Annotated in this window: 14 protein-coding genes; 11 read left to right on the forward strand and 3 right to left on the reverse strand. The window is 60.5% G+C overall.

The annotated features are described in order from the left end of the window. Positions 1 to 83: 83 nt before the first annotated feature. Entirely contained in the window at positions 84 to 1,487 is a 1,404-nt protein-coding gene (locus tag OKW29_RS04670) for a replication initiation protein (protein ID WP_167368809.1), read from the reverse strand. A 1,045-nt stretch (positions 1,488 to 2,532) separates the two neighbouring features. Here OKW29_RS04670 and OKW29_RS04675 point away from each other — a divergent pair. After that, complete coding sequence (locus OKW29_RS04675; protein WP_184068212.1) at positions 2,533 to 3,744, forward strand: ParA family protein; 1,212 nt, start codon at positions 2,533 to 2,535, stop codon at positions 3,742 to 3,744. Next, the gene (locus tag OKW29_RS04680) at positions 3,741 to 4,715 is read left to right on the forward strand and encodes a ParB/RepB/Spo0J family partition protein (protein ID WP_429290157.1); all 975 of its coding nucleotides are present in this window, start codon (positions 3,741 to 3,743) and stop codon (positions 4,713 to 4,715) included. Before OKW29_RS04675 ends, OKW29_RS04680 begins: the two co-directional genes overlap by 4 nt. Positions 4,716 to 6,813: 2,098 nt before the next feature. Here the strand turns inward: OKW29_RS04680 and OKW29_RS04685 are convergent. Both OKW29_RS04685 and OKW29_RS04690 read right to left on the reverse strand, forming a co-directional pair. Further along, positions 6,814 to 7,182: a hypothetical protein gene (locus OKW29_RS04685; protein ID WP_429290158.1), complete on the reverse strand. Its 369-nt coding sequence runs from the start codon at positions 7,180 to 7,182 to the stop codon at positions 6,814 to 6,816. Next, positions 7,130 to 8,887, reverse strand: a complete 1,758-nt coding sequence (locus tag OKW29_RS04690; protein WP_429290159.1) for an esterase/lipase family protein — start codon at positions 8,885 to 8,887, stop codon at positions 7,130 to 7,132. The genes OKW29_RS04685 and OKW29_RS04690 overlap by 53 nt, the downstream gene beginning before the upstream one ends. A gap of 884 nt (positions 8,888 to 9,771) precedes the next feature. Between OKW29_RS04690 and OKW29_RS04695 the strand changes: the two genes are divergently transcribed. The 9 genes from OKW29_RS04695 (at position 9,772) to OKW29_RS04735 (ending at position 20,766) form a co-directional block, all read left to right on the forward strand. After that, a complete protein-coding gene (locus OKW29_RS04695; protein WP_184068203.1) occupies positions 9,772 to 10,746 on the forward strand; it encodes an efflux RND transporter periplasmic adaptor subunit in 975 nt (324 codons plus the stop codon). After that, the gene (locus tag OKW29_RS04700) at positions 10,743 to 13,802 is read left to right on the forward strand and encodes an efflux RND transporter permease subunit (RefSeq protein WP_429290160.1); all 3,060 of its coding nucleotides are present in this window, start codon (positions 10,743 to 10,745) and stop codon (positions 13,800 to 13,802) included. Before OKW29_RS04695 ends, OKW29_RS04700 begins: the two co-directional genes overlap by 4 nt. Beyond that, positions 13,799 to 15,295: an efflux transporter outer membrane subunit gene (locus OKW29_RS04705; protein ID WP_429290161.1), complete on the forward strand. Its 1,497-nt coding sequence runs from the start codon at positions 13,799 to 13,801 to the stop codon at positions 15,293 to 15,295. The genes OKW29_RS04700 and OKW29_RS04705 overlap by 4 nt, the downstream gene beginning before the upstream one ends. Before the next feature lie 141 nt (positions 15,296 to 15,436). Continuing rightward, positions 15,437 to 16,873, forward strand: a complete 1,437-nt coding sequence (locus OKW29_RS04710) for a basic amino acid/polyamine antiporter (RefSeq protein WP_429290162.1) — start codon at positions 15,437 to 15,439, stop codon at positions 16,871 to 16,873. Between the two features lie 69 nt (positions 16,874 to 16,942). Then, positions 16,943 to 18,370, forward strand: a complete 1,428-nt coding sequence (locus OKW29_RS04715) for a basic amino acid/polyamine antiporter (protein WP_429290163.1) — start codon at positions 16,943 to 16,945, stop codon at positions 18,368 to 18,370. Between the two features lie 328 nt (positions 18,371 to 18,698). Further along, positions 18,699 to 18,941: a hypothetical protein gene (locus OKW29_RS04720; RefSeq protein WP_429290164.1), complete on the forward strand. Its 243-nt coding sequence runs from the start codon at positions 18,699 to 18,701 to the stop codon at positions 18,939 to 18,941. Between the two features lie 51 nt (positions 18,942 to 18,992). Then, positions 18,993 to 19,250, forward strand: coding sequence for a hypothetical protein (locus OKW29_RS04725; protein ID WP_429290165.1), 258 nt, complete (start codon positions 18,993 to 18,995; stop codon positions 19,248 to 19,250). Beyond that, positions 19,247 to 19,384: a BON domain-containing protein gene (locus OKW29_RS04730; RefSeq protein ID WP_429290166.1), complete on the forward strand. Its 138-nt coding sequence runs from the start codon at positions 19,247 to 19,249 to the stop codon at positions 19,382 to 19,384. The genes OKW29_RS04725 and OKW29_RS04730 overlap by 4 nt, the downstream gene beginning before the upstream one ends. A gap of 731 nt (positions 19,385 to 20,115) precedes the next feature. Then, on the forward strand, positions 20,116 to 20,766 hold the full coding sequence (locus tag OKW29_RS04735) for a response regulator (protein WP_429290167.1): 651 nt from the start codon (positions 20,116 to 20,118) through the stop codon (positions 20,764 to 20,766). Positions 20,767 to 20,844 lie beyond the last annotated feature (78 nt).

The following is a 20,844-nucleotide window of genomic DNA, read 5'->3' on the forward strand; positions in this document are numbered from 1 at the left end:
GTTGCTATCCGTCAGTGCAAGACCCCTTTCTATTTGCCGGTCGGCTCAGTTTGGGCTGCTTTGCAGCCGATTTCCGGCTCGCTTCACGCCGCCGCGCGCGCCGCATTCATCCGGCCGAACACGAACTGCCCCAGATACCAGACCAGCTCGGTATTCGCGAAAATCGCATCTTCGGTGACCGTCGACGGTTCGAGCTTCATCCGACGCAGCATCAGCTTGCCTTCGCGCGACGTCGTCCACGCATGCATCAGTTCCTTGCGCGTCTTCGCATCGGCGGCGTTGAAATGGTCGCGGCCCTTGCGCGAATCCTCGTTCATGCGCGCGCGCACTTCTTCTTCGCGCGTCGCGATGCTGTGCGCCACGGTCTTTCTCGTTTCGGTCTTGACCGCCTGTTCCTGCGTTTCGTCGGCGAGCAGTTTGGCCTGTACGTCGACCATCGTGCGCTCGGCGTCGGAGATCTTCCAGTTGTCGCGTAGCGCGCGCATCAGGTAGCCCGCGGGGCTCTTCTTGACCTGGCCGCGCTTGACCCTGAAGCGCGTGTATTCGACGGCCTGCTGGATGCGTTCGTCGGTCCAGAGTTCGCGGTTCTCCGAAATCTCGCTGAACTGCTTGGTCGAGAGCCCGAATTCGTCGGTGAGAATCTTGTACAGATGGCTCGCGTCGGCGAGGCTCGCGAGTACCGCGTCGGCTGTGTCCTTGCGCTTGAGCAGGAAGCGGATGCGGTCGATTTTCTTCGACGTCGTGGACGCAGTCCGCGTCTCATAGGACATCTCGACGTCCGACACTTCGTTGATCTCGCGCACCGCCGGCTCGAGCCAATCGCGCTTGAAGTATTTGAAGATGGCGGCATTCGCGCCCATTTTGCCGGGCCAGTTGCGCATTTCCTCGAGCTGGATCCAGTCGGTGCGTCCCGCGGGGACGTTGGGCAAAACTTTGTCGTAGATCGCGCGCGCGAGACTGCGCGTGAACGCGGTGGAAATGCGCAAGCTAAGCCAATGCGATTTCTGCGGATCGCGGATATGCGGCACGAGCCGCGGATGGACGTCGAAACGCATACGTCCGCGATGAAAGCCGACCATGCCGATCAACTGGACCTGCACCCACAGATCGTTTTCGTTGGGATCGCGGTCCGCGGGCGTATTCGTCACGCGAACTTTCGCGTTCTGAGCTTCGTCGGCGATCGTGCGCAAGTGCTTCAGGTTGCGGCTGTCGTAACGCATCAGCCACTTGAAGTAGTTGAGTTCGACGTCGTACTGATCGCGCTGCTCGGGCTCCTGCGCGACGATGAAGTACGCGGCATCGAGAAAGCGCCGCGCCGGCAGCCCCATATTGACGATTTCGGTGAAGAAATCGTTGCGCTGATAACCGATCTCGCGATTGGCCTCGTTGATGCGCAATCCCTGATCGAACATGTCTTCGAACAGCGCGAGCGCCATCTGGCGTGACGTCGCTTTCGACCTGCCCTCTTCCGGATTGTCCGCGGCCATGTTCTTCATCCACTTTTTCGCTCCCGGGACTGTAAGCATGCGGTGGTGAGCTGTCAACACACAGAACCTCACCATCAAACGACCGCGACGGAGGCCGTTTCGGCGTCCCTTCCGCGTTTCGGCACACAGAACCTCACCATGTTCACAAAGAACCTCACCTTGCGGGCGGGCGTTCGCGCGGCAAGGCCTTATGCGACGGCCCTTTCAACCTCGTTCCCAGTAGCTGCACAACCCACCTCACCTTCGTGATTTGATGCAGTGGCAAACACATCGAACCGCACCTTGGTGGGGAATCGGTCTCACCTTGCTGCACAACCAACCGCACCTCTGAGCACAGCAAACCTCACCTTCGACACAACGCACCTCACCTTTTGGAACTTAAGTGCTTGAACGGATTGAATAGTGTTTGGTTGCGTTGGTTTGTGGGTTTGTTCTCGGTTTTAAAAAAACCTACCAACCCGGCACACACAAATAAATACGGCTGAAGATTGCGCGATGCAGCATGGTGAGGTTGATTGTGCGAATCGTTGAGCGGGTTTGGAAGATCTGTTGCCAAGGTGAGGTTGGTTGTGCTGCTACGGTGATAGGCAACCCTTGGCGATGAGCTGAACCTCTGGCTGACGGCCTGGCGCCGGTGTATCGCAGCTTCTGTGGGTGAGGTTGATTGTGCATTTGCGTTCTAAGTGCGGGGAGCGCTCGCAGGGAGGTGGCGAAAATCTAACAATGGTGAGGTCGGTTGTGCAGAAGATCGCCGGACCGGTCTTTCAGAAAATGAGAAAGTGCACAAATGACCTCACCAAGTGCCTAAGTCTCGAGCAGGAGTGCCGACTCCGCTACGCAGATTGCGAAGAAAGGTGAGGTCATTTGTGCCTTCGAGGAGCAGTGTTTCGAGGCTCGTTTAGTTTCCACGGCGATTCCGCAACCGAAAACGGTCTGGAAATACAGAAATTTGCAGAAAATCCGCATAAAAACAGTAATTTAAAAAGCTATTTTCAAGTATTTCCTGTATTCTGAGGTTTCTGGAATTTTATGGAAAAACCTCAGAATGGTCAGAACGAGCCAACTTCCTGCCGTAGACCGAACCGTTCACTTTGAGCAGATCAGTGAGTTCGCAGAAAAAGTCACCATTTTCACTAATGAGCTGCGTGACACGATTCTGGCTCCGCGTCCTCGAAAAACGGCTCCCGTTTTCAAGACCGGCGAGATTGCCGAGATGTGCAACGTCTCACACTCGCAGGTTCAGTATCTCGCGACAAAAGGCGACGGAGAACTGCCTTCGGGCACGGCGGCAGGCACGGGCCGTACCCGGACCTTCACGCTGGAAGAAGCGCGGATCTGGGTACAAAAGATTTCCGACATCTACCAGACTCCACTGGTCACGCGCCTGAAGGAGCCAGACGGGAAGATCATTATCACCGCGCAGCTCAAAGGTGGCTCCGCCAAGACGACGACGACGATGTGCCTCGCCCAGGGGCTGTCGCTGCGGGGACGCAAAGTGTTGGTGGTTGATCTCGACCCGCAGGCGTCGCTTTCGGAACTGTGTGGACTGTACGCGGAAAAAGACGTGACGCCTGAAGACACAGTATTGCCGTACGTCTACGACCAGGACATCGAAGGTGGCCTCGTGGGGCGGGTCCAGTCGACGTACTGGGATGGCATCGACGTGATTCCTGCGCACACGGAACTGATTGGAGCAGAGTTCCATCTGCCGGCGATGCAAAAGATGCGACCCGGTTTTCGCTTCTGGACCGTGCTTCGTCAAGGGCTCGAGCCGCTGCGCAAGAAGTACGACTACATTCTCATGGATACGTCGCCGTCGCTGTCGTACCTCAATCTGAACGCGCTGATGGCCGCGGATGCCATGGTGATGCCGATGGTGCCGGAAAACCTGGACTTCATCAGCTCGCTGTCGTTCTGGCGACTTTTCTCGGACGTGTCCAAAAGCTTTATCAAATTCGAGACGGACAAGAAGTACGACTTCGTGTCGCTGGTGTTGTCGCGGGTCGATTATGGGCGGAACTCGTCCGCGCCGATCGTGCGCGCGTGGGCGCAAAGCGCGTACGAAAACTGGCTGCATTCGATCGAGGTACCGGCGAGCTCGGTGATGAGCACCGGGGCGTTGGCGTTCTCGACCGTCTTCGACATCAGCAGCAATCACAGCGCGGCCAAGTCATTGCAACGCGTGCGGCAACCTCTCGTCGACTACTGTCGCTGGATCGACGAGATCTATTCGGAAAAATGGAGGAACGCGCAATGAGCAATATGCGAGAACAGTTGCTGGCCAAGACGTCCGGCATTCGCAAAACTTCGTCGATCAACGAGGACGAGGTGAAGCGCAGCAACCGCACGCAAACGGCGCCCGGCCTTGCCGGCGCGCTGGCCGTTGCGCAACTTCGCGTGCAGGAACTGGAATCGACTGGCGTCGCATCGCAACTGGCGGTTGCTGGCATCTTGCCGAACCCTTGGCAGCCGCGTCGAGTGTTCAACGAAGCAAAGTTAGCCGAGCTTGCGGAGTCGATCCGGGAAGTTGGACTGATGCAGCCGATCGTGGTCCGTCGTGTCGCGGACGACTATCAGATCGTCGCCGGCGAACGACGCTGGCGTGCGCACAAGATGTTGGGGCTGGACACGATCAAGGCCGTGGTTGCGGATTGCTCAGACTCGGATATGGCCGTGCTCGCAATGGTCGAAAACATTAGCCGCGACGACCTTGCTGACTATGAAATCGGCGTGGCGATTCGTCGATCGGAAGCAGAGTTCCCGAATCGCAAGCGACTGGCGGAAGCGATGGGATTGTCGCGGGCAGGTCTGTATCAGTTCTTGTCGTTCGACAATCTGCCGGACTTCATCAAGAAAGATCTCGATATTCAACCGCGACTATTGGGCGGGACTGCGGCGCAAGCAATTGCAGCGGCTATCAAAAAGCATGGCGAGGATGGCGTTAAAGCCGCTCGCGAAATTTGGCCTCTGTTGGTGAGAGGCGAAATGGATCAGGGCAAGGTCGCGGCGGGAATCGCCGCCCTGGCGACCCGGCAGACGACGTCGGGTGGTACCAGCGGACGCAGCATCGAGAAATTTTTCGCGGGACGAGAGCACGCTGGGAGCATCACCAAGGATGTGAGTAACTTCACGATCAAGATCAAGACCGGAGTGATCACCGAGGCGCAAGAAGTTCAGATACGACAGTTGATCGGACAGATGTTCCAATCGCAGCCGAAGACGAGCTAATAGGTGGTTCGGTTGTAGTGTTAAAAGGCCCGCTTAGTGCGGGCTTTTTTTGGGGCCAATCAAATCGGTCCACCTCGAAGAGTGTCTAGAGTCTAGACACTCACTCCGCAGCCCCTACCTTTGCGCCATCCGGTGTCTAGACTCTAGACACTCTTGACGACGCACCCCCCGATGCCGATGAAAGCGTGCCGCGTCCGCGCGAACGCACATCGTTCGTGCCTTGCACGACCCGCGGAGCGATTCGCGCAGTATTGCGTTCGCAGCGATCTCGCAGGCACCTGCGGCGGGTCAGCCGCTCGCCATGAGCGAGACAGCCAATGACTGGGGATTTCTGATGCATCCATTGAGCCGGGTTCGGCTGCTTCGTTGACGGTCGCATTACCCGGAGCACATACAAAATCGCACAGGCGACATATGACGGACGGGATGGAGGGCCAGCCCTCTGTCCTATAAACGTACCATCCACGGTCGTTCTCAACCCAACGCCGCATCAGCGCGTTTCCCCGAGACGACTCGACTCCGCTATCGTCGGTTCCAATCTTCTCAATGAGAAAGGCCGCGGCCCTTAGTGCGCGACGTGCATTGCACATGGTTGTCCATGAACAGCTGTGTTCATGATGGCGCTGTCGGCCGCAGCAAACCTCGGCGAAGATCGTCGACGTCCCGCAAGAATGCTTCACTCTCCCGGTGTACCTCAGGCAATGAACGCGCGCAGCGTTGAGGCCACCGCTTATCGACCGCAAAGTCGGCAGTCGTTCTGCCGGAAAAGCTGTTCCGTACGATTAGCAATGAAAGCGGCACGAACAAACGCGCAAAGGAAGGCTGTGAATGGGGCTTGCCTCAGCGAACAGACGACATGCGTCAAGATCCGGCGGGAGCAAGTTATTACTGGAACGTCGCGTTAAGGGATCCCGAATCATGTATCGCGCGTTCTCTCAAACGATGCATCGCCGTTCCGCAAACGGTGTTCGCCACGGCGCAAGCTTGTCCTCAAATCAGATCTCGTTGCTGATCCAGCGTCTCGATCGACGACCAGAAAGTCAATCGCGAACGCCTGCCGGCCGCGATGAATTGGCCGTAATCGCGTTAAACCGACATCCCACCGTCGTCAAGAGAGGACCCTCCAAAGGTAGTTGATGTCGGTCGTCACGCCTACCGATCTACCCACCCGCTGCGGAGACACCCAGATAGGAAGTATTCGAAGGGATGCATCGCGACCGCGCCGATCATTTTTGGGCAAGCACCGGAGTAATGAGTGACTCGACCGCAACGAATGGTCTCCGTCCGATCGTATGTCACGCCACCCGGATGGGCCTGCGTCAGACCACTCGTTCAGCGCGAAATCAACATCGCTGCTCTCAGATCATCCGCAAGAAATCCGTCGGACGATGGACGGCAGGATAGGTGAGGGCACGCGCGCAAATCTCGCGAACGTAAAGAGTCTCTCCCGGGCCGCCTTGTGATATTGATTAGCAAGACGATCGCGCATCCGCAATGCGAGCGACTGTCAGTCGCCACGCGTGTGGCCAACTTGAACTTCAGCAGATGCAGCAGTCGCGCATCGGCAACCTAACAATATACGGGGGCAGAACATCCGGTCAACTTTTGCGAACTAAATATCGAAAAACGAGTGACTCTTAGCCAATACGAGCGAGAATTTTCGATTCTTCGGCCAATCTCGCCAACCGACACGGCGTGAAACATAGCGAAACGTCTTTTGTGCGTGTCAACCTATTGTTTTAAAAGACTTTTTTCACCAATGCACGCCATTGTTTCACGCCAATCAGTCAAATTGGTGCACGATACCCCATTACTCCCATCAAACGGCGACAACACGCCAGAATGAACATACATGCCCGCCAATTCGTAACATTCAATACGTAATTTGTAGCGAAAGAATTTCGAGCGGCCGTCGCGATCTTTCGAGCGTTCCGCTGACCTGACCGCTCATTCGAACCAATCTTCCGCGCCTGCCTCGATCACGCTGGCTTGATTCGGAACGCTGTACCAGTGATTCGATCAGAGCCCAGCAACAGCAAGCTCGTCAAGTCCGAGCCCAAGTCCGAGCCGCCGCAAAAGACAGCTGGTCCCTCCGCCATCACTTCGCTATCCGAGCCTCCCCGCAAACCTCCCCGCGCTGATCGATCTGCGCAATATCCTCATGCAAGATCCGCCGAATCTCGAGGATCGCCCGCGGCGTCTCCTGCACACTGTGTCCAGCAACAATCACCTTCTCCGACAGCGCGCCCACGAGATGCGCGCTGCGATAAGGGACCACGCCATCATCGGAATCTTCGAGCGGCCCGTTTTCGCGGCGCCGTGCGATGATCGAATGGAAGCAAACCTGGGGGCTGATCGGCAACTGCGACGTCGCGCGAATCAACGGATCGGTTTCGCGCAGCTGTTCGATGCTGTTAGGCACATGGAAGGTCCGTCCCTGCGGTTCGATGTTCGTCGCCGTCTGCATCACTTCCTCGATCTCGTTCAGCAGGGCAAGCGGCAGACGCACGAGGTTGGCCGCCCAGCGCGACAGCCGGTTGCTCGCGAAGGGCGTGCCTCGATGGGGGGGCCGCGATAAATATGGCGCGCTCGATCTGCGGCATCGGCGTGAAGTTCAGTAGCCGATCGAGCCGCTCGTCCTCGCGATCGATATCGGTGCCCTCGGGCACGTACTTGTCCTCGAACGTCGCCCAAAGCGCGTCGCCGGAAGTCGACACGAGCAGCCGCGCCAGAACGCCGCCCATGCTATGACCAATCAACACCATGCCATGCGACGCCGGCGCCGTACCGTCTGGATCGAAGTGCGCGAGCGTCTGTTGCGTGGCGCGGCGGATGCGCGCGAGGTTGACCAGAATCGGCACGTTGGTCGGGTAGTAGACCTGCCACACCTGGAAATGCTGGCGAAGCACTTCATCGCCCTGAATATCGTTGGCGACGTTGACCCATGCCTCGGGGCTGCTCGCGAGGCCGTGCAGCATCAGAATGATCCGTCGATTGGGATCGAACGGTTGCATCATGTAGATGCGGGGCGTATCGATACCGTGTGCGCGTCCAAACAGCGTGCGCAACGATTGCCCGGCGAAGCCGGAGCGCGCGAGCCAGATGCCGTAGCCCGCGCTGAAGTTGGCCGAAAGTGGCACAGTCTGGCCGTGTCGCTCGACACTGTCTTCGCGATACGGATCATAGACGGACAGCACGACCTCATGCGAGGCAAGCACCTGTTCGAGCGTGCCCTGGCTGAACCAGATCAACGCGGTCACGTTCGGCGACGGCATCTCGCGGAAAAAGCGCGACGCCGACCTTGGCCGACCCGCGGCTGCTGACGACACGCCGGAGTTGAACGGTGCGCTCGCGGGACCATCGACGCGGGCGGACCCACGCGTGTCGGCGCTGGCATTGCCACCCGCATTGCCACCCGCATCGACGTCATCTTCAGGCGGCGGCACGTTCATCACCGCAACGAGTTCCGCCCCCAAACCATCGCGTCGATAAATGCTACGTATCCCCGCGAACGACAGCCGCGACGCCGGGATGACTTCGCGCGGTTCGCGCACGCCTTCGGGTAGCCGGGTTCGGCTCAGGTCGAGATGGATGGACCAGCCTGCGATGTACTGCGTGCCTGGCACGCCGTTGCCGGCATCGGTAGCGAGCGCGCCACGCAGAAACAGCGCGTGGGCAAGTTCCTGCACCGCGTAGTTGTAGTAGTCACGGACCTGGGTCTGACGATCTTCGAATGCACGTTCGCCAGCAGTGCGTTCACCGAGGAACAGAAACACATACGCGAATCGCGCGGCCCTGAGCCACAGATCGAATTGCGCGTCGCTCCAATCGCTGGCGCTGGTTGGCGTGTTGGTGATGGCCATCTGCAACGACAGTTCGGCGAGGCTCGACAATCGCCGGTCGGTATTGATTCCGCCGACGGTCGAGATCGTATTGATGCAATCGAGCGGCTCACGTTGGCAGGTGTTCCCATCGAGTGCCGCGATGTGCAGGGTGTCTCGCGTCGCGGCGCTCAGACGGCCGGTCGATAGAATGTCGCCGCGGCGCATCGCGATGTACTGCTCCGGCCCTTGTGAGCTGACGGTGACCATCGCGCAACCGCACAGAAGACTGCCAGTGAGCAGCGCGAGTGCCGCGCACCGCGATGTCCACGATGCGAGCGAGCGCGTCATGATGCGTCGAACCGGTTCGTGCGACAGGGCAGCCGCGCTACGCCGATGCAAGCGATGAACGCTGGCGGCGGCCCGCGACGTTGCAATTGCCAACTTTCTTTTCACGCAGAGTTGCGTCACCCATCGGCGAAACAAAAATTCCTTGAAACCTATAGCATTTTTTCCCCATGGCATTTCGTGACTAGTAGCACGATCGTATCGATTGCTTACCTTAAGCGCCTGTGAGGCTCTTGACAACGAATTGTTTGGGAACTTTAATAATTTTGCAGCAAGGTTCAATCGAAGGGATCTGATTCAACCCTGCAATCCGCCCGCATATTCATTCGTCTTCAGGTTTTGCGGAATCGTCGTGCATTCCATACAGGGCGGATTCGTCAATTTCCTCAGTCTTGCTTCGGCATGGCGAAGCAGTTTGGCCGTTCGACAGGATGCCTGATGAACGGAGCCGGAATGAGGACACATGGGTTGCGGCTGTAGTCTGGACGGCCACAACACCATTGCCGCCGATACACTGGTTTGAACGACGTTGCCGGTCCGACAGAAGGGATGCCGCTGTTCCTCGAGTCTGACCTGGCCGTGGAAGTCGAAGCGGATGCACCCGTCGGTCCACTGTTATGGGCCCCTATGAATTGCTGAGCAACCTGTAGGGTCTCGTATTCGCCGGCCCGTGAGCTACGTTGCCGCCGGGCTTACGACATGGGTTGCGCCAGCAGTCAGCCGAGAACGTCATGAATGCCAACCGCTCCGATGCACCGCGGCCCCGCCGATCAGGCGGAATCGCACTGACCGGCGCATTGTCGTGCGCGTTGACCTGCGCGCTTGTCGCTTCACTGTCGGGCTGCCAACGGCAGACCGAAACACAGAGTGGCGATACGAGGCCAGCCGTGCAGCTCACCAGGGTCGAACCGGCCGACGCTTCCGCCATTCGCATTTTTACCGGGCGGGTCGAGCAGACCAGCATCTCGCCGCTCGCCTTCGAAGTATCGGGCCGCGTCGTGCAGATCGCGGTGCTCGAAGGCGCGTCGGTGAAACGCGGGCAACTGATCGCGCGGATCGACGAGGAACCCTACAAGCTGCAACTGCAACGCGCGAACGCGCAGTATCAGCAGCTGAGCGACAACCTGAAGCGCCAGGCGGTGCTGCGCAAGGACGGCATTCTGTCTCAAGCCGCTTATGAGCAGCTCTCGGCTGCCACGGACGCCGCACGCGCGTCACGCGACCTGGCGAGCCGCGACCTGCGCAATACCCAGCTCGTCGCGCCATTCGACGGCCGGATCGCTCGCCGCAACATCGAGATCCAGCAGCTCGTGCAGGCTGGGGCGCCCGCGTTCAATCTGGAAAACATCGGCCGTGTCGATGTCGGCGTCGATCTGCCTCAGAGCATTGCCGAACGGCTGTTCGTCGACAAGACCCTGAGAGCCGAGGCGTGGCTGCCCGAGCGGCCGCAGAACCGCTTCCCGCTAGTGTTCCGCGAACGGACCACGCAGACCTCGCCGACTTCGGCGGCCTACCGGCTCGTGTTCTCGATCGAAGGACCGCAAAGCGCGATGCTGTTCCCCGGCATGGCGATGCGCGTACAGATTTCCGAAACGGCGCGTCAGGTCGCGCAAAACGACAACAAAGGGTACTTCGCGATTCCGATCGCCGCGGTGTCGATCGGCGCGGACGGTCAGCGCAGTCTGTGGCGCTACGACGCCGCGTCCGGCCGTGTGCATGCGGTGCCGGTCAGCGTGCGCGAAATTCGCAATGACGATGTGGTCGTCGCGGGGGCGGTTGCGGCGGGCGACCGCGTGGTGGCCGGCGGCTCGCAGTTCATGAAAGAGGGAATGGCGGTCCGTCCAATGGATGCGCCTCAATGAATCTCGCGCGCCCCCTTATCGAAAAGCCGCTGATCGCGTGGGTTCTGACGCTCATCTCGCTGTTGGGCGGGATCTTCGCGTACTACAACATCGGGCGGCTCGAAGACCCGAAGTTCACGATCAAGACCGCGGTCGTCGTGACGCTGTATCCGGGCGCGAGTGCGCACGAGGTCGAGCAGGAAGTGACGGACCGGCTCGAAAGCGCGATCCAGCAGATGCCGCAGGTCGACAAGCTGACCTCGCGTTCGACACCGGGCTACTCTGAAGTCCGCGTCGAGATTCGCGACCAGTACACGTCGGCGCAATTGCCGCAGGTGTGGGACGAGGTGCGCAAGTCGGTATCGGATGCACAGCCCCGGCTTCCGCCGGGCGCGGGACCGTCACTCGTGGTCGACCGTTTCGGCGACGTCTACGGGATGTTCTACGCGCTGACCGGCGAGGGCTACACGCAGGCGCAACTGTATGAGTACGCGCGCGAACTGCGCCGCCAACTGCTGACACTCGGCGACGTGTCCGACATCGTGATCGCCGGTGAGCAGCAGGAGCAGATCTCGGTCGACGTCGACCAGTCGCAACTGATCGCCAACAATCTGTCCACCGACGATCTTGCGCAGACGCTGTTCCTGCAGAACGAGGTTCGGCCCGCGGGCCGCGAACGTGTCGGCGACCTGTCGTTGCGGATTGCGCCGACCGGCTCGCTCGATTCGTTGCAGGCCATTCGTTCGCTGCCTGTCAACATTACGCCCGGCCCGCTGCTGCTCGGCGACATCGCGCGCGTAAGCCACGGCTACGCGACGATTCCGAACCAGGTCATTCACTATAACGGCCAGCCGGCGGTTACGATCGGTATCAGCGCGCGGCCGCGCGTCAATGTGGTGAGGGTCGGCGAGGAGATCAAGGCGAGGCTCGCCGAACTCGAGCGTAACCGCCCGATCGGCATCAAGCTGCACTCGCTTTACGATCAGCCGCAGGTCGTCGACGAGAGCGTGCGCGGCTTTATCTTCGACGTGTTCCTGTCCGTGGCGATCGTCGGTGTCGCGCTGGGCATTGCGCTCGGCTGGCGCGCGGGCATCGTGCTGGGCGTCGAGCTGTTCCTGTCGATCCTCGGCACGCTGCTGGTCATGTACGCAGCAGGCATCGAGCTGCAGCGTATCTCACTCGGCGCGCTGATCATCGTGATGGGCATGCTGACCGACAACAGCATCGTGGTGGTCGAGGGGATGCTCGTGAAGGTTCAACGAGGCATGTCGCATCTCCAGGCGGCGACCGAGATTCTCAAACAAAGCCAATGGCTTCTGCTCGCGTCGACCATTGTGGGGATTCTGGCTTTCTCGGGCATCGGCCTGTCGCCGGATGCGGTCGGCGAATTCTGTGCGTCGTTGTTCGCCGTCGCCGCGATTTCGCTGCTATTCAGCTGGGTGATCGCCATCGCCCTGACACCGCTGTTCGGCACGTATCTTTTCAAGCCCGCGGACATCATCGATGACGACCCGTTCAAGTCGAAGCTGTACAAGCGTTACGGCGAGCTGTTGTCATGGGTCACCCGACAGCGCGTGTTCGTGGTCATCGGCCTCGTCGCGCTGACCGTGCTGGCCGGGTGGGCGTTCCGCTTCGTCGAGCGGAGCTTCTTCCCCGCGTCGACCACGCCGATCTTCTATGTCGACATGCGTTTGCCGCGCGGCGCCGATATTCGCGCGGTCGTCGAAAAGAGCCGCGAGGTGGAGAAGGTGCTGCTCAAGCATGCGGACGTCACCAACGTGCAGACGTATATTGGCTCGGGCGCGACGCGTTTCTTCCTCGTCTACGATCCGGAGGGGCGTGATCCGTCGTACGCGCAGTTCATCGTCGGCGTGAAGGACCAGGGCCTGATCGACGACATGATTCCGGACATCGAAGCGGACCTGAAGAAGCGCTTCCCCGAACAGCATTGGACTGTCACGCGGCCGAACTTCGGTCCCGGCGGTGGCGCGGCCATTCAGGCACGTTTCTCCGGACCCGACCCGGCCGTGCTGCGCCGCTTGTCTCAAGAAGCACAGAATGTGCTGAAGGCCGACGGCCGCATCATCGCGATTCGCGACGACTGGGAGAACCCGATCAGCATCGTGCGGCCGGAATTCGACGAATCGCGGGCGCGCTCGCTCGGTGTGACGCGCCGTCAGGTTAGCGACACGATGGCTTATGCAACCGAAGGCCTGCGGGCGGGCATCTATCGCGAAGGCGATCAGCTACTGCCGATCGTGCTGCGTTCGCCCGACTACACGCGTGGCGTCGCGGGTCTGCAGGACCTGCAGGTGTTCAGCGCGGGGCTGCGCCGTTACGTGCCGCTCGGCGACGTGGTCAACGGCTTCACGGTCGGTACCGAGGAAGGCCAGATCGCGCGCGAAAACCGGATTCGCACGCTGACGGTTTCGGCCAACCCGATCTATGGGCAGAACAGTGTCGACGCGTTCAACCGCATACGCTCCAGCATTGAGAACATCAAGCTGCCACCGGGCTATAGCTTCGAATGGGGCGGCGAGCACGAATCGTCGACGCGCGCGCAGCAGAGCCTGTTCCGTCAACTGCCGCTCGGCTTCATCGGCATGGCGCTGCTCGTGCTGATGATGTTCGGACGCCTGAAGCCGGCGCTCGTCGTGCTGCTCGTCGTGCCGATGTCGATCGTCGGCGTCACGCTCGGTCTGCTGCTATTTCGCGGCGCGTTCGGCTTCATGGCGTTGCTCGGTCTATTGAGTCTGATCGGCATGCTGATCAAGAACGGCGTGGTGCTCGTCGAAGAGATGGATTCGCAGATCGCCGCGGGCGTGCCGCGCATGCAGGCGGTGACCCACGGCGCGATGAACCGTCTGCGGCCGGTGATACTGGGGGGCGGTACGACGGCGCTCGGCATGGCGCCGTTGTTGTGGGATCCTTTCTTCAAGGACATGGCGATCACGATTATGGCGGGCCTCGTTTTTGCCACCGTGCTGACGTTGGTCGCCGTGCCGGCGCTGTATGCGATGCTGTTCTCGATCAGGCAGACGGAATGGGAGCCGGGTCGACACCCGGAAGCAAAATGATCCGCGCGCGCCCTTATCTTCTCGCCATCGCGGCCCTGCTGCTCGAAGCCGGCTGTACGGGTTCATTGCAGCTGCAAAAGCCCGCCGCGTTTCCGCCGCAGTATTCGGAGGCGCAACCGGGCGTGGCGACACCGATGTCCGAGCAGCAGCTCGCGGCATGGTGGACCCAGTACAACGACCCGACGCTGAACAAACTGATCGATCTCGCGCTCGCGCACAACTTCGACATCGCGACCGCTTACGCACGCGTCGATCAGGTGCAGGCCGGGATCCGGCTGGCTCGCTCGCAACTGCTGCCGTCGGTCGGTGCTGGCGTGAGCGCTGCGAAGTACCACGGCGGCGAGACGCAGCTCGAATTCGCGGAATTCCTCGGCATCAACAATACCGATGCGCAGTTCTGGCGTGTCGGCTTGCAGGCGCAATGGGAGATCGACCTGTTCGGTCAGGGACGCGCAAGGCTCTCGGCGGCACGCGAACAGGCGCGCGCAGCCGCGGGCGACGCGGAGGCGGTACGCCTGAGCGTGGTGTCGGGTGTCGCGGATCTGTACGTCACCTATCGCGGGCTGCTGCGTCAACGCGCGATTTTGCTGCAGAGCCGCGCGATCGCGGACGACCTCGTCAACATCGCCGAGAAGAGCTTTAACGCGGGTCTCGTGCTGAGTACGGACATCGAAGCAGCGCGCGCCGGCCGCGCGCAGGTCGATGCGCGTTTGCAGGACGTGGAGAACGGCATCGCGCAGGCACGACTCAATTTGCAGAATCTATGCGGCGTGCAGCCCGCGGAATTCGCGGGGATTCTCGATGAAAGCGACACGCTGATGACCGCGCTGCCGCATATCGAGCCCGGCCAGCCGGTCGACCTGCTGATGCGGCGCCCGGATCTGATCGCGGCGCAGGCACGCGTGAATGCGGCGCTCAGGCAGTCGGATGTCGCGCGGCTCAACTACTGGCCGACCATGTCGTTGAGCGGTTTGCTTGCACGCAATGGTTGGGAGATCGCGGGTCAAGGCCTCGGGCCCAGCACCTTCTGGCTATTCGGCGCGGCGATGGCGCTGCCGCTGATCGACTTTGGCGCGCGGCGCTCGCAGGTGGAGTCGTCGGATGCGCAGGCGCAGCAGGCCATGTTGAACTATGAAAAGACCGCGCTCGGCGCGTTCTATGACGTCGACCGTGCACTGGCGCGCTTGAACCGGCAGGACGAGTTGTTCAAGGCACGCAATGAAGAAGTCACGCGTCGCACCACGCAGTTGAGCCAGGTGCGACGTCGCTACGAACTCGGCGATACCGGCCGCGTCGATATCGATCAGGTGCGGGTTGCGCTGCTCGAAAGCCAGTCGTCGCAGGCGAGGGAAGAGGTCGGCGAACTGCAGGCACAGTTCGCGCTGTTCAGGGCGTTGGGGGGCGGCTGGTTGGCCAATCCGCCAGTGGCCTCGAATACACGAGCGCCGACGGAACCCGCGCCCGCCACCGCGCCGGCGCCGGCCGCACAGTGAACGACCAGGAGGAGTGCGGTCCGGTACTCGCAAGGCCGTTGGCTTCAGTCGGGGAGGACTGACAGGAGATGCGCAATGCACGCGTACCTGCTCCGCGTAAGTCCCTGTCTGGAAGAAATCAGCTTCTCTGAAGGGTGGACGATGGCAACCCAGGTCGAGACGAAACTGTCGTTGCCCGCATTGACCGCGATGGTCGTCGGCTCAATGGTGGGCGCAGGGATTTTCTCGTTGCCGCGCAATTTCGCGCGCGCGACCGGACCGTTCGGCGCGGTCATTGCATGGTGCGTGGCGGGCATCGGCATGTATGCGCTGGCGCGCGTCTTTCAGGCGCTCGCGCAGCGACGGCCCGAGCTCGACGCCGGCGTGTTCGCGTACGCGCGAGCGGGCTTCGGCGATTATGCGGGCTTTCTATCCGCATTCGGCTACTGGATGGCTGGCTGCTTCGGCAACGTGTCGTACTGGGTGCTGATCAAATCGACGCTCGGCGCGTTCGTCCCCGTATTCGGCAACGGCAATACGGCGACCGCGATCATCGTGTCGTCGGTGGGCATCTGGCTGTTTCATCTGGTGATGCTGCGCGGCGTCCAGCAGGCCACGATGATCAACACGATCGTCACGGTCGCGAAGTTGATTCCAATCGTGCTGTTCATCGTGATGCTGATCGCGTTGTTTCGCGCCGACATGTTTCGCGCGAATCTGTGGGAACGCAGCGATCAGATCGGCAAGGGCCTGTTCTCGCAGGTTCGCGCGACGATGCTCGTCACCGTCTTCGTGTTCGTCGGTATCGAAGGTGCGAGCGTGTACTCGCGCTATGCGAAAAAGCGCTCGGACGTCGGCGCCGCGACGATCACCGGCTTCGTCGCCGTGCTGTGTCTGCTGGTGCTGGTGACGCTGCTGCCTTACGCGACCTTGCCGCGCGCCGATATCGCGGTGATGCGCCAACCGTCGATGGCCGCGGTACTCGGCGCGCTGCTCGGCCCATTCGGTGTCGTGTTCGTCAGCGCCGGTCTGATCATTTCGATCCTCGGCGCGTACCTCGCATGGTCGCTGATCTGTGCCGAGGTGCTGTTCGCAGCAGCGCGTCTCGAGACGATGCCGCGTATCTTCGCGCGACAAAACGAGCGCAAGCTGCCGGTCGCCGCGATCTGGCTCACGAGTACCGTGGTGCAGTGTTTCGTAATCAGCACGTACTGGTCGACCGATGCGTTTGCGCTGATGCTCAATCTCACGAGCTCGATGGTGCTGATTCCTTATTTTCTCGTGGCCGCATACGGCATCAAGGCCGCGCGTTACGATAGTGGACAGAATGGCGGCACCTTGAGCGGCGCGTTGCGCACCGAGTATTTCGTCGCGATGTTCGCGACGTTGTATACGGCCTTTCTGCTGTTCGCGGGCGGCCTGAAGTTCCTGATGCTATCGGCGCTGCTTTATGCGCCCGGTACGGTGCTGTATGTGGTGGCCAAACGCGAGCGCGGCCATCGGGTGTTTTCGAAAGTCGAGTGGGTCATCTTTGCCGTCGCGGCCTGCGGCGCGATTGGCGCGCTGATCGGCCTCGCGACCGGCACGATCGTCATCTGAGCGGTCGATCATCGTAGTCGCACGAGCGCGGCTCGATCGGAACGTGTTCGCGGGAGAGCGATCGCAGCAATGGACAAGCGCGTCAGACTTTCAGCGCCGGGCCTGATGGCGATGGTGATCGGCTCGATGGTCGGGGTGGGCGTCTTTTCGTTGCCGCAGGCGCTCGGCAAATATACCGGCGTAGTCGGTTCGTTGATCAGCTGGACCATCACCGGCTCCGGCATGCTGATACTCGCGCTGATCTTTCAACGGCTCGCATGGCGCAAGCCGGAACTCGACGCTGGCGTCTACACGTATGCGCGCGTCGGGTTTGGACGCTACACGGGGTTTCTGTCGGCGTTCGGCTACTGGTGCGCCAGCTGTCTCGGCAACGTGGCCTATCTCGTGCTGATCAAGTCCGCGCTTGCGATCGTCGCGCCTACATTCGGCGCTGGCAATACGTTTAGCGCGATCGTCAGTTCCTCGCTGATGATCTGGGTGTTTCACCTTCTGATCCTGCGCGGCGTGAAGGGCTCGTCGGTAGTGAATGCGTCGATGACGGCCGCCAAGTTGTTCGCGCTTGGACTGTTCGCGGTGCTCGTGCTATCGAGTGTCAAGTGGCAGTTGTTCGTCGCGAACCTGTGGACCGTTCCCGAGCCGTCGGCGACCGGTCTGTTCGGCGAGGTGCGCAAGACGATGTTGGGCACGGTATTCGTGTTTCTCGGCGTCGAAGGCGCGAGTGTCTATTCACGGCATGCACGCGAACGGCGCGACGTCGGGGTCGCGACCGTACTCGGCTTTCTCTGCGTGCTTGCGTTGATGGTCATGGTCACGTTGTTGTCGTATGGCGTGTTGCCGCTCGAGCAGTTGGGCACGCTGAAAAATCCGTCGATGGCTGGCGTGCTGAGCGCCGCGGTCGGCGCCTGGGGCGCGGTCGTGGTCAAGCTCGGCCTCTTGATATCGGTACTCGGGTCTTATCTTGCATGGACGTTGCTCGCCGCCGAAATTCTGCACGCGGCGGGCAAGAGCCGCACGATGCCCGCGTTTCTCGGGCGAGAAAACCGCAACCACGTACCGGTCGCCGCACTGTGGATGACGAGCCTCGTGATTCAGGCCTTTCTGATCGTCACGCTGTTTTCGAAAGAAGCGTTCACGCTGGCCAAGGAGTTCACCACGTCGATGAACCTGATCCCGTATCTGCTCGTCGCCGGCTATGGGTTGAAGCTCGCAGCGAGCGGCGAATCGTATGCGGGGCAGCCGTGGTCACGGCGCATCGATTTCATGCTCGCGCTGCTGGGCTGCGGCTACGCGCTCTTTCTCGTGTACGCGGGCGGCCTGCATTATCTGTTGATGTCGACCGTGCTTTATACGGCGGCGACCGTGTGGTTTTACATCGCCGAGCGTCGCAAGGGGAAACGGCCTGTGTTTGCGCTGCTCGAACGCTGGCTGTTCATTGTAGTTCTGCTTACCGGGCTGGTCGCGTTCGTCGATCTCGTGCGCAATCATTTTGCGGCCTAAGGCTCCCGCTCCCGCTCCCGCTTTCGCTCGCGCGCCGCGCGGCTCACATGATCGCGGCCTGGCGAATGCAGCGGATGAAATAGTCGGCCGGGCGCGTGTGAATCGCGCCTTCGCGCTGCATCAGATGCAGTCTCGCCGTGCGCGACGTTTCAATGAAATCCAGTTTTTTCATCTTCAACGATCAGGCACTGCCGATCGGCGCCGCCTACTGGGCCACGCTCGTCGAGCAATACCTTACAGCCTGAACTTCGCCAATTCGCGTTTCGCCGACCCGGCGTGCTGCCGGGCCGGCGGCCAGACTACGTCCATATCGGGGATCGGCCTGTGGGTGCTCGGCAATCCGGCTGGGTTTCTGCTGCTGCTCGAAGGATTCCCGCGCGAACTGCGCGGGCGATCGCTCGGGATCATCTATAGCGTCGGCGTGACGTTGTTCGGCGGTTTCGCGCCGTTCGTCGTGACGTGGCTGATTGGCGTGACGGGCAGCGCCTATGCGCCGGCCTGGTACATGAGCGCGTGCTGTCGCGTCAGTCTCGCCGCGCTGACCGTATTCGACGAGCGCATTACCGATTAGTGACCGGAGTCACCGTCGATGTCATCCGGCCATACACAACAGGAGAACGAAATGAACGCACAGAAATGGCTGAAGCTGGTTTGCGCGAGCGCGGTCGTGTTCGCTTGCCTGAATGCGCACGCGCAGCCGCAAGCGGGCGGATCGGGTCCCGCGGCACAAGCTGCGGCGAGTTCGGCGCCAACCGCGGGCGAGATCAAGGCTACCAACCGGCAACTCGTGCGGGACGTACGCCCCGCGCATTCAGAAACGCACGAAGCCAGCGACTACGGGCCAGCAACATTACAGTGCGCGCGGATAACGGCGTCGTGAGGTTGACGGGCAGCGCGCCGACCGCGGACCAGGTCGAACTCGCGACCAATATTGCGAAGGGCGTGCCCGGTGTTCTGTCGGTGACCAGCCGCGTCGCGGTGCGTAAGGAACTCAGCACGCGGGGCAGCAACTAGCGGTTTCGGTTCAAATGGGCCCGCGAGGGCGGACCTGCTGTCGCGCGGTCCGCTAGAAGAAACACGGCGGTGACGCCGGCGGCGATGGGGCATTGCGACGGGCCGACTGGGCTGGATGTTGAAAGCACTTCTTGCACCTATGACGCATATAGGACTCTGCTGACTTTTTTCTTGTTAGCGCATCGTACAATCCGCCTCTGCGCAAGGCGAAGATGTTTTAATTCCTCGCCGACGAGTTGGGGTGCGTTGCGCTATCCCATCTTCATGATTGATCCATGCCAGGTTGTATGCCCAAAAATTGCTTTGTCTTTATCAAAGCACACCGGCTTTCTCACCGATTTTGCATCGTTTTAAAAAACAGTGGTTCGAAAACTTCTATTTGCGTGGTGCCAAAATGCTTTTGTGGAACGATCAAGACAATTTGATATGCGCTATTTGGACTGCACCGACTGGTGCGCTTAGATGATAGGCGTTCCCGACGCCGTTCGCTTCATTAGAAGCAGGAAGGTTGCGGCTCTCGATCTTGCTGCTGAGGTGTGCGGCTAGGCCCACGCAAACGCAGCGTCCCGTGGCGACACACAGGATCAGGGGGTGTCGACGAGTGGATGGGACGAGATGCCCTGCGCCTTTCTCATCATGTAACGGCGTGAAATGACATGGTACTTTGGTGACAAATCATGCAGGGTGTTTCGGCAAGGAAAAGGTATTCACCTGCGTGGTATGGAGTGTGAGTGAACAAAATAAGAGTGGGTATCGCCGACGATCATCCATTTATTCTCCTCGGCGTCGAGCATCTTCTTCAGCGTTGTCCTGACATCCAGGTCTGCTTCAAAAGCGAAAGTATTGGCCTGCTTCTCCAGCGGTTGGTTGAAGTGCCAGTCGATGTTCTTGTGTGCGACTACGAATTCGAAGGCGATCCGTATGCCGACGGTCTCAACCTTCTTGACCGGATCCGGCGTGTCGCCCCAGCCATACGAGTCGTTTTTCTGAGCACGCATTCTTCCACGCACATCATTTCAGCTGCGCTCAACGCGGGGGCGGCCGGCTTCGTCGGCAAGGGTCCCGAGGACTTTGTCAGCCTTACCGCTGCCGTCCGCGTTGCCAAAAATAAGAGCGTGTTTCTGCCTGATTCCATTGCGGACAAGATGTTACGCGCAACGGGGCGCGCAGCGCAAGGCGCATCTTCTCTCAATTTGCTATCTGAAAAAGAATCGACGGTCGTGCGAATGATCTGCGACGGAATGTCGATCGCAACAATTGCCGAGCGGCTCAATCGCAGTCCGAAGACCGTGAGCAATCAGAAGAACGCTGGCATGAAGAAGCTCGGTGCCAGAAACGACGTAGAACTCGTCACGATCGTGCGCGAGTGGTCCTGCTTGTAGCAATTGCCGCGATTCTCAGGCGGATTCTGTCGTTCTCGTGGCGCCTTCTCCCTATCGTAGGGTGGTCCTGTGACCTGT

This window comes from Paraburkholderia sp. CI3, assembly GCF_050436505.1.
GTDB classification, from domain to species: Bacteria; Pseudomonadota; Gammaproteobacteria; order Burkholderiales; family Burkholderiaceae; genus Paraburkholderia; species Paraburkholderia tuberum.

What these genes read in the sequence shown, in the direction of transcription:
- OKW29_RS04670 (WP_167368809.1), bottom strand. Translation starts at nt 1,487, where the DNA reads ATGGCCGCGGACAATCCGGAAGAGGGCAGGTCGAAAGCGACGTCACGC.
- OKW29_RS04675 (WP_184068212.1), top strand. Translation starts at nt 2,533, where the DNA reads ATGGTCAGAACGAGCCAACTTCCTGCCGTAGACCGAACCGTTCACTTT.
- OKW29_RS04680 (WP_429290157.1), top strand. Translation starts at nt 3,741, where the DNA reads ATGAGCAATATGCGAGAACAGTTGCTGGCCAAGACGTCCGGCATTCGC.
- OKW29_RS04685 (WP_429290158.1), bottom strand. Translation starts at nt 7,182, where the DNA reads ATGCAGACGGCGACGAACATCGAACCGCAGGGACGGACCTTCCATGTG.
- OKW29_RS04690 (WP_429290159.1), bottom strand. Translation starts at nt 8,887, where the DNA reads ATGACGCGCTCGCTCGCATCGTGGACATCGCGGTGCGCGGCACTCGCG.
- OKW29_RS04700 (WP_429290160.1), top strand. Translation starts at nt 10,743, where the DNA reads ATGAATCTCGCGCGCCCCCTTATCGAAAAGCCGCTGATCGCGTGGGTT.
- OKW29_RS04705 (WP_429290161.1), top strand. Translation starts at nt 13,799, where the DNA reads ATGATCCGCGCGCGCCCTTATCTTCTCGCCATCGCGGCCCTGCTGCTC.
- OKW29_RS04710 (WP_429290162.1), top strand. Translation starts at nt 15,437, where the DNA reads ATGGCAACCCAGGTCGAGACGAAACTGTCGTTGCCCGCATTGACCGCG.
- OKW29_RS04715 (WP_429290163.1), top strand. Translation starts at nt 16,943, where the DNA reads ATGGACAAGCGCGTCAGACTTTCAGCGCCGGGCCTGATGGCGATGGTG.
- OKW29_RS04725 (WP_429290165.1), top strand. Translation starts at nt 18,993, where the DNA reads ATGAACGCACAGAAATGGCTGAAGCTGGTTTGCGCGAGCGCGGTCGTG.